This window comes from Mycobacterium sp. (assembly GCF_035633495.1).
Lineage (GTDB): Bacteria > Actinomycetota > Actinomycetes > Mycobacteriales > Mycobacteriaceae > Mycobacterium.
In genome coordinates this window covers 15,999-31,174 of record NZ_DASQEU010000182.1, presented here as the reverse complement: position 1 = coordinate 31,174, position 15,176 = coordinate 15,999, and the positions used below count along the sequence as shown (strand labels likewise).

The 15,176-nt window shown below is 67.8% G+C and carries 10 protein-coding genes and 2 pseudogenes; 7 read left to right on the top strand and 5 right to left on the bottom strand.

Going from position 1 to position 15,176, the window contains the following annotated elements; translation table 11 throughout:
• The first annotated feature begins 540 nt into the window (after positions 1-540).
• The 4 genes from oppB to oppA all read left to right on the top strand — a co-directional run bounded on the left by oppB (position 541) and on the right by oppA (position 6,009).
• Complete coding sequence (oppB, locus tag VET27_RS26205) at positions 541-1,518, top strand: oligopeptide ABC transporter permease OppB (RefSeq protein WP_526522923.1); 978 nt, start codon at positions 541-543, stop codon at positions 1,516-1,518.
• Positions 1,519-1,562: 44 nt separating this feature from the next.
• Entirely contained in the window at positions 1,563-2,447 is an 885-nt protein-coding gene (gene oppC / locus VET27_RS26200; RefSeq protein ID WP_526522927.1) for an oligopeptide ABC transporter permease OppC, read from the top strand.
• A complete protein-coding gene (gene oppD / locus VET27_RS26195; protein ID WP_526522921.1) occupies positions 2,444-4,267 on the top strand; it encodes an oligopeptide ABC transporter ATP-binding protein OppD in 1,824 nt (607 codons plus the stop codon). The genes oppC and oppD overlap by 4 nt, the downstream gene beginning before the upstream one ends.
• 71 nt (positions 4,268-4,338) lie before the next feature.
• A complete protein-coding gene (gene oppA / locus VET27_RS26190) occupies positions 4,339-6,009 on the top strand; it encodes an oligopeptide ABC transporter substrate-binding protein OppA (RefSeq protein WP_526522919.1) in 1,671 nt (556 codons plus the stop codon).
• Here the strand turns inward: oppA and VET27_RS26185 are convergent.
• Positions 5,996-7,252 (bottom strand): alpha/beta fold hydrolase, encoded by a 1,257-nt coding sequence (locus tag VET27_RS26185; protein ID WP_526522917.1) that lies wholly within the window; start codon positions 7,250-7,252, stop codon positions 5,996-5,998. The genes oppA and VET27_RS26185 overlap by 14 nt on opposite strands.
• A gap of 89 nt (positions 7,253-7,341) precedes the next feature.
• Here VET27_RS26185 and VET27_RS26180 point away from each other — a divergent pair.
• Together VET27_RS26180 and VET27_RS26175 are read left to right on the top strand one after the other, a co-directional pair.
• Positions 7,342-8,106: pseudogene (locus tag VET27_RS26180) on the top strand (acyl-CoA dehydrogenase family protein).
• 89 nt (positions 8,107-8,195) lie between these two features.
• A pseudogene (locus VET27_RS26175) lies at positions 8,196-9,555 on the top strand (LLM class flavin-dependent oxidoreductase).
• Positions 9,556-9,571: 16 nt separating this feature from the next.
• Here the strand turns inward: VET27_RS26175 and VET27_RS26170 are convergent.
• Together VET27_RS26170 and VET27_RS26165 are read right to left on the bottom strand one after the other, a co-directional pair.
• A complete protein-coding gene (locus VET27_RS26170; protein WP_526522915.1) occupies positions 9,572-12,190 on the bottom strand; it encodes an AAA family ATPase in 2,619 nt (872 codons plus the stop codon).
• Positions 12,187-13,338, bottom strand: coding sequence for a metallophosphoesterase family protein (locus VET27_RS26165; protein WP_526522914.1), 1,152 nt, complete (start codon positions 13,336-13,338; stop codon positions 12,187-12,189). Before VET27_RS26165 ends, VET27_RS26170 begins: the two co-directional genes overlap by 4 nt.
• Before the next feature lie 150 nt (positions 13,339-13,488).
• Here VET27_RS26165 and VET27_RS26160 point away from each other — a divergent pair, with 150 nt between their 5' ends.
• Positions 13,489-13,995: a SixA phosphatase family protein gene (locus tag VET27_RS26160; protein WP_526522912.1), complete on the top strand. Its 507-nt coding sequence runs from the start codon at positions 13,489-13,491 to the stop codon at positions 13,993-13,995.
• Positions 13,996-14,000: 5 nt separating this feature from the next.
• Here VET27_RS26160 and VET27_RS26155 read toward each other — a convergent pair whose 3' ends face one another.
• Positions 14,001-14,534 (bottom strand): DUF3558 family protein, encoded by a 534-nt coding sequence (locus tag VET27_RS26155; RefSeq protein ID WP_526522925.1) that lies wholly within the window; start codon positions 14,532-14,534, stop codon positions 14,001-14,003.
• Between the two features lie 35 nt (positions 14,535-14,569).
• Entirely contained in the window at positions 14,570-15,148 is a 579-nt protein-coding gene (locus VET27_RS26150; protein ID WP_526522910.1) for a DUF3558 family protein, read from the bottom strand.
• Positions 15,149-15,176 lie beyond the last annotated feature (28 nt).

Sequence of the window (15,176 nt, the reverse complement as noted above, 5' to 3'; positions counted from 1 at the left end):
AATTCAGTACATTCGAAACGTGTGTGCGAAGGGGCTGAAGCCCTTCACGTTTCGTCTAACCGAAGCGGACGCGCACCAAACGCGAAGCGGTTTCCCGGGCCGCTCTCAGCCGGGCGCCACGTCAGCCGGGCAGGCCGTGCTCCTCCGATGGGAGCGGAGCCGGACCCTTGATCGCCGGTGCGGCCTCGCCGACGGCGCGTGCATTCGGCGGCGTGGTCTCGATGCTGGTGGCAGCGTCATCTGCGGGTTACCGCCGCCGTAGCGGGGGCCGTGCTGGCCCTCGACGATGCCCGCGCTTGGGGCACCGAGAGTCACGACTGCGCTACCGCCGACGATGGCGACGAACATCTCTGCCTTGTAATGCATGTCACACTCCAATCTGTGTGCGGCAATGAATCGGATCCTTCGAGTGAACGCCCCCGGTCTGGGAGCCGACTGCGTCCGCGCCGCGAGTTCTCTTGGCCCGTTAACGCGCCCGCAGCGAGGTAATCGGCCGTTGATCTCATACCCTGTGGCCATGCGGTTTCCGGCGAGCGCGACGTGACGCGTTTCCTGGCTCGTCGGGCACTGAACTACGTCGTGCTGCTCGCATTGGCGTCGTTCCTGACGTTCGCGCTCGCGTCGTGGTCGTTCAAACCGCTCGACAGCCTCGAAGGCCGCAATCCCCGGCCACCCCAGGCAGTCATCGACGCCAAGGCCGCCGAGCTCGACCTCGGCAAGCCGATCCCCCTCCGATACGCGCACTGGGTGTCCGGCGCGGTCCGGGGCGACTTCGGCACGACCATCGCCGGGCAGCCCGTGTCCGACGAACTGTGGCGCAGGATCGGAGTCAGCCTGCGGCTGGTCTTGATCGGCTCGGTGCTCGGCACGTTCATCGGCGTGGTGGTGGGCGCGTGGGGCGCCATCCGGCAGTACCGCGTGTCCGACCGGATCATCACACTGCTCTCCCTGCTGTTGATCAGCATGCCGACGTTCGTCGTCGCCAATTTGCTGATCCTCGGTGCGCTGCGCGCCAACACGGCACTGGGCTTCAACCTGTTCGAGTACACCGGTGAGACGTCGCCCACGCTCACGGGTGGAATCTGGACCCAGTTCGTCGACCGCCTGCAGCACCTCGTCCTGCCGACGGCCACCTTGGCGCTGTTCTCCATCGCCGGCTTCAGCCGCTACCAGCGCAACGCCATGCTCGACGTGCTCGGCCAAGACTTCATCCGCACTGCGCGCGCCAAGGGGCTGACGCGGCGCCAGGCCTTGTTCAAGCACGGGTTGCGCACCGCGTTGATCCCCATGGCCACGCTATTCGCCTACGGCGTCGGCGGACTGGTGACGGGGGCCGTGTTCGTCGAGAAGATCTTCGGTTGGCACGGCATGGGCGAGTGGGTGGTTCAGGGCATCGCCACCCAGGACACCAACATCATCGCCGCGATCACCGTGTTCACCGGCGCGACGATTCTGCTCGCCGGGCTGCTCTCCGACGTCATCTACGCCGCGCTCGATCCGAGGGTGAGGGTGACGTGACCGAACCGGTGACGACGGACACGTCGTCGACAGCGCAATCGGGGATCCAGACGGGTGGCACGTTCGCCTCCCGCCGCACACTGACCACGCGCCGGTTCCTGCGCAACCGGCTCGCCGTGGGGGCGTTGGTGGTCCTGGCGCTGATGTTCATCGGCTGCTACGCGCTGCCGCCGTTATTGCCATGGAGCTACACCGATCTCGACTTCCTCGCGCTGCAGCAGCCGCCGAGCACCAGTCATTGGTTCGGCACCAACTCTCTCGGCCAGGACCTACTGGCACAGACCCTGCGCGGCATGCAGAAGTCGCTGTTGATCGGCGTGTGCGTGGCGTTCATCTCGACGATCATCGCGGCGACGGTCGGCGCCGTCGCCGGCTACTTCGGCGGCTGGCGGGACCGCGTGTCGATGTGGGTGGTGGACCTGCTGCTCGTCGTTCCGAGTTTCATCCTCATCGCCATCGTCACGCCGCGCCTCGGTCAGTCGGGTCGGGTGTTCGCGCTGATCCTGCTGCTGGCCGTCTTCAGCTGGATGATCAGCGCGCGCATCGTCCGCGGGCTGACGATGAGCCTGCGCGAGCGCGAATTCGTTACCGCCGCAAGGTACATGGGGGTCTCGGACTGGCGGATCATCGTGCGCCACGTGCTGCCGAACGTCGCGTCGATCCTCATCATCGACACCACGCTGAACGTGGGCGTCGCGATCCTCGCCGAGACCGGACTGTCATTCCTCGGTTTCGGCATCCAGCCGCCGGACGTGTCGCTGGGCACGCTCATCGCCGCCGGCACCCCGTCGGTGACTACATTTCCGTGGGTGTTCCTGTTCCCCGCCGGCGTCCTGGTACTGATCGTATTGTGCGCCAACGTGATCGGCGACGGCCTGCGCGACGCGATCGACCCGGGTGCCAAACCCCCCCGGCGGCGGCGCACGTGACCGAACTCCTCCAGGTCAAGGACCTGCGCGTCGGCTTCACCACCGACGCCGAAGACGTCTCCGCGGTTCGGGGCATGACCTTCGACGTCCAGCCTCGGGAGGTCGTCGCGCTGGTCGGTGAGTCCGGCGCGGGCAAGTCGGCGACGGCCATGGCCGTGGTGGGACTTCTTCCGGAGTACGCGAAGGTGTCCGGATCGGTACGCCTTCACGGCGACGAGCTCATCGGGCTGGACGACCAACGGATGTCGCGGATCCGGGGTCGCGTCATCGGCACCGTCTTCCAGGACCCGATGTCCGCGCTCACGCCGGTCTACACCGTGGGCGATCAGATCGCGGAGGCACTGCGCGTGCACCAGCGCGAGCTGAGCCGCAAGGCCGCCGGGGCGCGCGCCGTCGAACTGCTCGAGTTGGTCGGGATCTCACAGCCGCAGCGACGCGCCAGGGCCTTTCCACACGAACTGTCGGGCGGTGAACGCCAACGCGTGGTCATCGCCATCGCGATCGCCAACGATCCGGACCTCATCATCTGCGACGAGCCGACGACGGCGCTCGACGTCACCGTGCAGGCGCAGATTCTCGACGTGCTGCGCACCGCTCGTGAGGTGACGGGCGCGGGCGTGCTGATCATCACGCACGACCTCGGGGTGGTGTCGGAGTTCGCCGACCGTGCCCTTGTGATGTACGCGGGCAGGGCCGTCGAGACGGCGCCGGTGGGCGACCTCACCAACAGCCGGGTCATGCCGTACACGATCGGATTGCTGGGCTCGGTGCCGCGGCTCGACGCCCCCCAGGGCTCGCGCCTGGTGCCGATCCCCGGCGCGCCGCCGTCGATGGCGGACCTCCCGCCCGGCTGCCCCTTTGCGCCGCGGTGTCCGATGGTCATCGACGACTGCCTCTCTGCGGAACCGGAGTTGGTGTCCGTCGCACCCGACCACACCGCGGCGTGCATCCGCACCGACGACGTCGCGGGCCGCTCGGCGTCCGACGTATACGGCGTATCGACCGCGCCCGTCGACGCCACACCGGATCCTGACGCGCCCGTCGTGCTACGCGTGGTCGACCTCGTCAGAACCTTCACCCTGACCAAGGGCGCGGTGTTCCGACGCCAGATCGGCGAGGTACGGGCGGTCGACGGCGTCAGCTTCGAGCTGCGTCAGGGCCAAACCCTCGGCATCGTCGGAGAATCCGGGTCGGGGAAGTCGACTACGCTGCACGAGATTCTGGAACTGACAGCGCCGCAAGGTGGTTCGATCGAGGTACTCGGTCAGGACGTCGCCACCCTGGACCGCCGGTCACGACGTGCGCTGCGCGGTGATCTGCAGGTCGTGTTCCAGGATCCCGTCGCGTCCCTCGACCCGCGGCTGCCCATCTTCGACGCCCTCGCAGAACCGTTGACCGCCAACGGTTTCGACAAGAAGAGCGTCGACGAGCACGTCGCCGGACTTCTGGACACCGTCGGACTGCGACGCCAGGACGCCAGCAGATACCCAGCCGAGTTCTCCGGCGGGCAGAAGCAGCGCATCGGCATCGCCCGCGCGCTGGCATTGCAGCCGAAGATTCTGGCGCTCGACGAACCGGTGTCCGCCCTGGACGTGTCGATTCAGGCGGGCATCATCAACCTGCTTCTGGACCTACAGGAGCAGTTCGGACTGTCTTACCTGTTCGTGTCGCACGACTTGTCGGTGGTGAAGCATCTCGCCGACGGGTTGGTGGTGATGCACGAGGGCTCGGTCGTCGAGGCGGGCGATGCCACCGAGATCTTTGCCAGGCCTCGACACGAGTACACGCGGCAGTTGCTCGCCGCGGTCCCGCAGCCGTAGGAGACGCCGTCGAGGCTGGTGACGGGCGGCCTGCGGCGCGAATGGCGGCCACGAGGTTAGAGTCTGTCCGCATGGAGCTCCGACGCGTCGCCAGCGCCCTTCTCGTCGCCGGACTCGCGCTCACGGCGTGCTCCGGCGGCGACCAGCCGCCGCCGTCGGCCGGGGGCAACGCCGAGATCGGCACCACCAACGACATGAACCCAAAGGATCCCGCCACCCTGCAGGACGGTGGCGATCTGCGACTCGCGCTGTCCGGATTCCCGGAGAACTACAACCCGCTGCACATCGACGGCAACGTCGCCGACGCCGCGGGCATGCTGAAGGCGACCCTGCCGCGGGCGTTCACGATCGGCCCCGACGGATCGCCGACGGTCAACAACGACTACTTCACCAATGTGGAGTTGACCGGCACCGACCCCCAGGTGGTCACGTACACCATCAATCCAAAGGCCGTCTGGAGTGACGGCGCGCCGATCACGTGGGAGGACATCAAGTCCCAGATCGACGCCACCAGCGGCAAGGACAAGACGTTCGCGATCGCGAGCACGAACGGCAGCGAGCGGGTGGCCTCGGTGACCCGCGGCGTCGACGACCGCCAGGCGATCATGACGTTCGCCAAGCCGTACGCGGAGTGGCGAGGCATGTTGTCGGGTAACACGATGCTGCTGCCGAAGAGCATGACCGCTACGGCAGAGGCGTTCAACAAGGGTCAGTTGACCCAACCGGGCCCCTCCGCCGGCCCGTTCGTCATCACCAACATCGACCGCACGGCTCAACGAATCACCCTGGCCCGCAACCCCAAGTGGTGGGGAGCGACGCCTCGCCTCAACGGCATCACCTACACGGTCCTGGCCGACGAGGCCCGAATTCCGGCGCTGCAGAACAACGCCCTGGACGCCAGCGGTCTGGCCACCCTGGACGAGATGGAGATCGCCCGCCGCACAACGGGCATCTCGATTCGTCGGGCGCCCGGTTTGGGTTGGTATCACTTCACCTTCAACGGCGCACCCGGTTCGATTCTGGCCGACAAGGCGTTGCGGACGGCGATCGCGAAGGGCATCGACCGGCAGACGATCGCCAGCGTGACCCAACGCGGACTGGCCGACAATCCGGTACCGCTCAACAATCACGTCTACGTGGCGGGCCAGGAGGGCTACCAGGACAACAGCGGCGTGGTGGCGTTCGATCCCGAGGCGGCCAAGAAGGAGCTCGACGACCTCGGCTGGCGGATGAACGGGCAGTTCCGCGAGAAGGACGGCAAGCAACTGGTCATTCGCGACGTCTTCTACGACGCCGCGAGCACCCGACAGGTGGCGCAGATAGCTCAGAGCAGCCTGGCGCAGATCGGCGTCAAGCTCGACCTTCAGGCGAAGGGCGGCAATGGTTTCTTCAGCCAGTACGTCACCGTCGGAAACTTCGACATCGCTCAGTTCAGCTGGGTGGCCGACGCCTTTCCGCTCTCAGGCCTCAACCAGATCTATCTGTCTACCGGTGAGAGCAACTTCGGCAAGATCGGCAGCCCCGAGATCGACGCCAAGATCGAGGAGACGCTGAAGGAGCTCGACGCCGACAAGGCCCGTGCGCTGGCCAACGAGGTCGATGAACTGATCTGGGCGGAGGGATTCAGTCTCCCGCTCACCCAGTCGCCCGGAAACGTCGCGGTGCGAAGCAATCTCGCGAACTTCGGCGCGGCCGGACTGTCCGACGTCAACTACACCGCGATCGGCTTCACGAAGTCGTGACGTGACGTACCGCGCGCGGCACGACGGACGGCACCGCCGACTCCGCGGCCGAGGCCGCGGTGATCGCCCGCTTCAGTAGCCGAAAGCTCAGCAGACTGGGCGTGGCGTCGAGTTCCGCTGACCGACCTGGCAATTCGGATGTCGCTCCGGCGTAGACGGCCTTCACGATGTCGAGTGCCGAGCGTTCCTTGGTGTCGATGATGCTGTGCCCGGTGGTGGGCATGTCGACCAGCACCGAGCCGGGGATCAGCTCGACGATGCGGCACGCCACCGCGCGCGGGGTGGTGAGATCGCGGCCACCGGAGATGACCGCGGTAGGCCAGGTGAATCCCGGCATCGCCGCGACGAGGTCGTAGGGCTCCGCCACGAAATCGACCTCTCCCGTAGCCGCTTCGCGTAGGGCCACCGCCGGATCGAGGGGCTTGCCGTCGGGTACCGCACCATAGTTGAGCTCGCGGTAACCGATGCGACCGACGAGGTCGGGCTCGTTGTGATACGGCGTCTTGCGCTCGACCAGCAGCCGGGTGCCCAGCCCGACGACGCCCCACACCCAGTCGTGATCGCTCAACAGCAGATCCAGCTGTCGACCCAGCAGTTCAGGGCCGCCGAGCCCGTACAAGTCTGCCGCGAGCTGCGTCGCGGTCGGGGTCAGCACACCGTCCTCGACGAGTCGGTGCACCTTGTCGCCGATTTCGGCGGTCGCCTCGTCGTCGCCGTCCCACAGCGCCCGGCGGACGGCCTCTCTCACCTCGTCGATGTCGTCGGCCGACAGCAGCGGAGAGTCCAGGATCATTGCGTGCACCCGCTCTGGGTGTCGCACGCCGAGACCCGCGGCCAGATAGGTGCCGTACGACGTGCCGTAGACGACCGCCTCGTCGACCTGGGCGTCGTCGAGCACCGCGGCGATGTCCTCGACGACGGCGTCGATCGTCAACGCGTCAAGCGGCAGGTCGGCTCCCTCGTCGTCGTGCCGGGACATCCCGACGCCACGATGCTCGACCATGATGACGTCCAGACCCTCGGCCGCGGCGCGCCTGCGCAGCCCGCGGTACAGCGCTATCGATGCCGCCCCCGGACCGCCGGGGATGATCACCAGCGGGTGATCGGACACTTCGCCGGTGCGCACGTAGAACAGGTCGAACTCGTCGGGTCCGTCGGCCAGGATCGGCCGACGCACCGAACGCACACCCGGCTGCGCGGCCAAACTGTCGTGGATTCGGCGGCGCCCGGCATTCATCGTCATCGGCCACCATTGTGCCCTGTCGCCCACTCTTGGGTTCGGGGTGAGTCAAAGCAGTGCCGTCGCACCGAGCCTTGCGTAGAAACGAGGCCATGACCACCGTCGAGAACAACACCCGCATCCTCCCCGGTTCCCCGCAGTGGGAAGAACTGCTCGGCCGCATCGCCGCGGGTGCCAAGGACCGAGACCTGAACGACGAGAATCCCTTTGACCAGGTGGCCGAGGTCAAGTGCGCCGGCTTCGGCACTCTGCGTCTGCCACACGAGCTGGCCGGTTCGGGATTGACTGTGCCGCAAATCTTCTCCGCGGTGATCGACGTGGCACGGGCTGATCCATTTGTGGCGCAAATCTTCCGGATACACCTCTGGTTCACCGAGGAGCGGCTGCGCACCGCATCCTGGCAGGCGTCGTGGACGACGCCGTGACGCTGCTGGGCTCACGCGATCGCAGCTTCAGCCACGCCCCCACCGAGCGCCCCACCGACGACCCGCTCCTGCAGCGTCTGCTCGGCGAACTGGCCAGCAAGGCCTACGTCGCGAAGGCGGCGGTGCTCGATCGCCGCGGCGACCAACTCGGGCGCGTCGACACCCGAGGGCACTCCGGATGCCCGGCTGGCCGAGGAGGCGCAACTAAAGGTCGCCAAGGTGAAGGTCCACCTCGATGCCATCGCACCGGAAGCGGCCTCGCGGCTGCTGGAGCTCGGCGGCGCCAGCGCGGCCAGCAGGCAGAAGGGCCTCGACCGGCGCTGGCGCAACATCCGCACCATCACGCTGCACAACCCGGTGGCGTACAAGGCGGTCGCGATTGGCCAGAACCTGCTGCACGACACACCCCTCCCAGCCAACGCCTACTTCTGACCCCACCCCCACCCCCCCAAGCGATTTCGGCGCGCTATCTGTCGCTCAGCGAACGTTAGCGCGCCGAAATCGCAAGGGAGAGGAACACTATGACGCGCCGACTCCACCTCGGCGGCTTCCAGATCGCGTCCCAGGTCACGCACTCACACGCCGCTGGCGGCACCCCGGCAGTGACACCGGGTTCACCACGCCCGAGTACTACCACCGCATCGGCCGGATCCTCGAACGCGGCAAGTTCGACTTCGTCTTCTTCGCCGACGTGCTCGCCGCCCTCGCACGCTTCGGCAACGACATCACCGAACCGCTGCGGCGCGGAACGCAAGCGACCGCAACACTGGACCCGTCGATCGTCGCGGCGAGCATGGCGGCGGTGACGTCGAAGCTGAGCGTCGCCATCACCAAGTCCGCCAAATACTTTCACCCGTACGAGCTGGCCCGCATCTTCGCGAGCCTGGACTACATCAGCCGCGGCCGGGTGGCGTGGAACATCGTCACCTCACTCAGCCAGAGCGAGGCGCAGAACTTCGGCCACACGAGCATCTCGGCCACGAGTACCGCTACGAGCGCGCCGAGGAGTTCGCCCGCACGGCGCTGGATTTGTGGTCCAGCTGGGATCCGGATGCGCTGGTGCTCGACAAGGCCGGTGGTGTGTTCGCCGACCCGGACAAGGTCCACCACGTCGACCACGACGGCGAGTACTTCCGCACCCGCGGCCCGCTTAACGTGCCCCACGCCCCGCAAGGCCGCCCGGTGTTGATCCAAGCCGGCTCGTGGAACACCGGCAGATACTTCGCCGCCAGGTGGGCCGAGGCGATCTTCGAGATCGACCCGACGCCCGAGGGCAGGCGCGCGTACTACGACGACATCAAGAGCCGGGCCGTGAACTACGGCCGCGACCCCGACGGCGTGCTGATCTTCCCGGCGTTCATCCCGTTCATCGGGGAGACCGAGTCGATCGGCAGGGAGAAGCAGGCGTTCCACAACGAGCACGCCGACCCGATCTCGGGGCTCATCACGCTGCCGGTGCACACCGATCACGACTTCTCGGGCTACGACCTCGACGCGCCCGTCGAGGACATCGCGGTGACCGGTACCCAGGGCCTCTTCGACGCCGCCCGCCGGGTGGCGAACCGCGATAACCTCACCCTGCGCGACGTCGGCAAGTGGTACGCCCAGGGCGTGCTGCTGCCGCAGTTCGTCGGGACCGCCACGCAGGTGGCCGACCAGATCGAGGAGTCGTTCACCGCGGGCGAGGCCGACGGCTTCATGGTCTCGGCAGCGCAGTCGCCGGGCACGTTCAACGACTTCGTCGACTCCGTCGTGCCGGAGCTCCAGCGCCGCGGTCTCTTCAGGACCGAGTACACCGGAAACACGTTGCGCGACCATCTCGGGCTGCCCGCGGCGACCTTCGAATCGCCGCAGCGACGCAGCGTGTCCGTCGCGAGCTGACCATCAGAGCGCGGTGCTACGTGCTCAATTGGAGGTACTGCGCGTCGACGATTCCGGCATAACGCTCGGGACTGCACGTCAGGACGATGACCTGGCCGTCACCACCGACCGCGTCGAACACCTCGCCCATTCTGGCCAGCCGGTCGGGATCGCTGAAGCCGAGCGCATCGTCGATGACCACCGGCACACCGTCCTCCTTGGCGACTAGTGCCGCGCTCGCCAGCCGGGCCACGATGCCGAGCTGTTCCTTGGCGCCACCCGACAGCGACTCGAAGGGAACCGTGCAGCCGCCCAGCGTGCGGCTGAGCATGCGGAGATCGCCGTCGATCTCGACCTCGAAATCGGCGCCGAACACGATGCGGCCCAGCCGTTCCACCTCGGTCCGGAACGGATCGACGTAGCGCAGCCGCGACTCGTCGCGGTGGCGTGTCATCACCGATTGCAGTAGCTGCGCCGCCCCCGCGCGGCGCTGGATCCGGTCGTGCTCTGCTGCCGCATGCTCACACTCCGTCTGCGCCGCATCGAGTCGCCCCTTGCGGCCCTCGGACCCGTACACCCGCAGCTGGGCCGTCACCTCGCGGAGCTGGCCGCCCACCTCGTCGTGCCGTTCACCGAGCTTGGCGGCCCGACCCGCGGCGTCCCTCAACTCCGCCGCCACCGCCGCAGGTCCGGCGGCCACGAGTTCGGCGTCGATGGCGAGCACTTGAGCGACTACCCGACGAGCGCGTTCAGCGTCGGCTTCGGCCTGGATCACCAATTGGTCGTCGGTCTGTGATTCGCGTTGGCGAACAAGGCGTTCCGTGGCGGCCGCGACCTCCTCGCGTGCCGTGCTCAGCTTCGACCGCAGCACGGCGGCGACGCTCGAAACCTTCATCGCGCGCGACGCAGCCGTGGTCGCAGCATCACGGCACGAATCTTCATCGGCGCGCGCCTGCCGGAGGGCCCCGGTCGCCGCGTCGAGCTCGACCCGCGCGTCCTCTACCCGAGGGTCATCGCACGAGCTGCCGGCAAGCTCGGCGCTCAGGTCCGCCAGGCGCGCCCGCAGCTCCTCGACGGCGTCGTCGCCGATGAGCGCGTCGCGGGTGGCCCGCAGCCGATCCCCGGACGCCATCAGCTCGCGCCTTCTGGCATCGAGCGCCCGTGCGGCCTCCACGTCGGCGACACCGGCCTCGTCGAGCAAGCCGGCCAGCATCTGGCGCGCCCTGTCGAGTTTGTCCTGCGAATCGGCCGCGGACGCGCCTGGCACCACACGTACCGTCATCACATCGGGCAGCTCGACCTCGGCTGACGTCGTCACGTTCTGCGACCAGCCGACGCCCGGCGATAGTTCTACCGGTCGGCCATCGACCAGGATCTGAACCCCTGCGACGGCGTCGAGTTCGATTCGCGCCGAAGCCAACTCGGCCTGGAAGGCGGCACGCTCGGTGGTCAACGCCGCCAGTTCGACATCGCGCATCACGCCGTCCGACAACGTGATCGGCGACAGCTCGGCATCGACGTCCGCCAGATCCCGCTCCACGGCGTCGATCTTGGCGAGCTTGGCGACGAGCTTCTCGGCTTCGTGACGACGGGCGATCCGCTCCACGGTGCCGCGCGCGGCGTCGACCCGGACGCGGCACTCCTCGGCGGCGACGCGGGCGGTCTCCGCTGCCGCGGCGGCAGCGACGGCCACCTCATTGGCGGCTACCTCGTCATCCGCGGCGGCTTTGACCGCCGACTCCAGAGAGGTGATGGTGGCGCTTCGCTCGGCGAGTTCGGCACGCAGCCTTCGGCGCTCGCCGAGCGCGGCCTCGGACGCGGCCTGCGCCATCTCGGCCGGTTCGGCGAGGGCGCGAGCCGCAGCGAGGCGGTCGTTGAGTTGCTTGACGGCGTCGGCGGCAGCCTGGGCGGCTTCGAGCCGTTCGGCAGCCCTCACGCGGTCGAGCGACAGGCGGGCCAGTTCGTCGGCGAGTCCAGCGTGTCGAGCGACCGCGTCGTCGACCTCGTCCACCGCGGACCGACACAGGTCGACCTGCTGCTCGGCGTCGCGCAATCGCGCCACGGCCGACGCCCACTGACCCGTCGCCCTACCCGTCGCCGTGAAGTACTGCCGAAACTCCGCGTCGATCCGGTCGATGAGCAACGGCTCCGTACCGGACAGCGTGTCCGTCCGACCGGCCGCCACGTCGAGCGCGCGCGCCAGCGCATCGCACCCCGAAAGATCAACGGAAGCCGTCGATGCCGACTGCAACACCCGCTGCGCTTGCCACAGCTCGGTGTCCATGGTCTCGGCGAGGATGGCCTGCACGCGGTCGTGTGCCTCGTCACCCGTGAGCTGCTCACGCAGCGGGGACAGCACCGTCAGTCGAGTCTCCGGCTTCTTGTGGAATCGCTTGTAGTACTCGAATCGGTAGGGGCCCGTGGAGATGACCGCAGTGATCTCGGCGCCCTCGTCGGCGTGCGTGGGCTTGACCTGCTTGACCTCCTTCTTGGTCGAGCGGTCCTTGGCCTCCAAGAGGAGATCGAGTGCCTCGATCATCGACGACTTGCCGATCTCGTTGGCACCGGACACGACGACGACCCCGCGGTCGGGAAACTCGATGTCGCGGTGGGTGATTCCGCGATAATTCCTCAGGGAGAGGCGGTGCAATTTCACGCGACACTCCCCCGCTCGGTGAGCCGCAGCAGCAGCGCCAGCGCCGCTCTGGCGTCGTCGGCCCGCGCACTGTCGGCCCGCGCGGTGGCCACCAGTTCATCCACGGCTGCGGCCGCGAAGCCACCGATGCCCAGGTTGTCGAATTCACCGTCGGCGGGCACGACGGCGATGTCGGTCTCCTTGCCCCAGGTGCCGAGTGCGGCGAACAGCCGGACGTACTTGTCCAGACACGCGTCGAGCGCCGCCTTGTCGGTCACGGTCAGCGTGCCGGTCAGCGCGATCTGCACCACCGTGCGTTCCTTGTCGGGCAACTGGTCGAGGTTGATGTCGAGATCCACGACGTCCCTTGCGGTGTCGACGGACCGGCGCAGCGTGACGAACCTCCAGCGCCCGACCCGGCGGCCCTCCACGTGCACCGCACGCGCCGGATCCTGCTCGTCCACGTCGACCACCAGGACGTGGCCGGGATCCGGCTCGATGTGGTCGTAGTTGGTGACCTCCTGCGAGCCGGAGTACCAGACCCTGCCCGTCGACCCGACCTTGGTACGAGAGTGCTTGTCACCCAGGGCGACGTAGTGCACGGCGCCGCGAGCGAGCGCTGCCTCGACCGTGGCGAGCCGGATCAGGGACGGCTTGTCGCGATCCGGCTCGAAGAGATCCACGCCACCGTGACCCACGACGATGCGGGTGACGCCGTCGGCGGTCAGGCCCTCGAGCACCTCGCCGAGGAGGTCGGTGGTCGGCTTCTTGGAACGCCAAGGCGCCGCGACGATCTCGAGCCCCGGACGCACCTCGTGCGTCCCGGCCCAGTCGAGCACGATGACGTTCTCCGGCCGTTCCGCGGTGAACAGCGTGCTGGTGTACACCGACGAGGCGTCGAGCGGATCGTGATTGCCCGGAAGCAGATACACCGGAACGCCGATGGCGCGCATGGCCTCGAGCGACAGGCTGACGTCACGCGGCGCCAGCTGGTTGTGTTCGAAGACGTCACCGGCGACGACGACGAACTCCGCGCCGGTCTCGGCGGCGAGGGCACCCAACCCCGCGACGGCGTCACGGCGTGCGGCCGAATATCGCGGCTGCGCCTCGCCGTTCAGGAAATGGCGGGTCATCCCGAGCTGCCAGTCGGCGGTGTGCAGGAAGCGCATCCGGACTCCTCAGCTCTCGTCTGGTCGACCGTCGTTTTGACGGGCATGGCGAGTGTAGGTCCACGCCCCGACAAGTGAGCGGACCTCGGTCGGCATGTGCGAAAGCGACCGTCTCCCAACCGCACGTGCGCACCGGTTAACGTGGTGCCGATGAGCGCACCCGAACGCACCCTGCTGCTGCTCCGACACGCCAAGTCCGACTACCCCGACGGCGTCGTCGACCACGACCGTCCCTTGGCACCGAGGGGCATCCGGGAGGCCGGCCGGGCTGGAGACTGGATCAGGGCGAACGTGGCAGACGTGGACGCGGTGCTGTGCTCGACGGCCACCCGCACCCGCCAGACCCTGGCGCGCACGGGCATCGACGCCGACGTGCGCTACGACCACGACCTCTACGACACCACCCCCGGCACCGTGATCCGCCTCATCAACGGCGTCACCGACGACGTCCACACCCTGCTGGTGGTGGGGCACGAGCCCACGATGTCCATGTTGGCGCTCGGACTGGCCGACCCGGACGGCAGCGACGCGGGCGCCACCGAACGGATCGGGATCAAGTATCCGACGTCGTCGATCGCCGTACTGAGGACCGCACAACCGTGGCATCGCCTCGAGCCGCACTCGGCGAGCCTGATCGCCTTTCACGTCCCCCGTTAGCGCGCCTAGTTGTTGGTGTTGAGCGTCAACTCCATCAACTTGATCGCCATCCCGCACGCGTCGACACCGGGCACCTGGGGATTGACCCACCACCCGACGACGCCGGCCGCATCGCTGGCCACACCGCACGCGCCACTGGCGTCGTTGGGCTTCATGACGATCGACTGCACGCCCGCCACCGAGCGGCTCTCGACCTGATACTTCAGGAAGCCCGCCACGTTGCGCTCGTTGTCCAGGCTGCCCTGCTCGAACCAGAACCGGGTGATGTCGATGAGCCCGGCCGGGTTGAGGGCCTGCCACCGGCACAGCGCACCCACGAAGGTGCTCTGAATGTCCAGCGGATCGGCGCCCACCGTCTTCGCGAGCACGTCGGTCGTCAGGACGTCGCACTCCTTCAGCAGATTGGGATAGGTCTTCGCCGAGTTGTCGTTGCGGGGCGTGTTGCCCCCGGCGCCCGCCTTGACCGCCTGGCCTGATACGTCGCGCGAGCAGCCGACCAGCATGGCCACCACGGCCACCACGGCCAAGACCGCGAACATGCCGGCCGTCACCCGGCGCGACCGACTGGTCGTGGTCACTTCGAGTTCACGATCGACTGACGGGTGAGTTCCTTGGCGACGTCGCACGCGTCGGGGAACGGCTTCTCCGTGAAGTTGACCGACCACTCGATGAAGTCGTCGTCGAACTGGATGCCAATCTCGCACAGAGAAGTGCCCAGCTGCGCATCGGTGTTCAAGGCGATGAACCCGTCGTGACCTTCGATGTTGATGTCCTCCACGCTGGTGCGCGACAGTTCCTCGGTCTTGCGCTCGCGACCGATGGGGCTGCCCCGGTACCAGTTGAAGGAGAAGTGGGGTCCCAGAATGCCGCCGCCCAGCAGCCACTGGCATCCCACCGACGTCTTGGCGGTGTTGACCAGGCCGTTGATCTTGGTCAGCTGGGCGACCGCCTCGTCTGAGATGCCGCCACACTCGGGAATCATGGGGCCGTGCTTGGCGTCGGCCGCCGGTGCGGGCGTCGAGTCGCCGCCGGGACCCGCCGGCTGATCCGAGCCACCGGAGCAGGCCGCAAACAGCGGAATCACCCCAGCCGCCAACAGGGCCAGCGCCTTCGCGTGGCGTCCGCCCCTGCGGTGGCGGCGTCTTCCCCTCACGCCCGACACTGTAGCGGCAGCCTCGAGC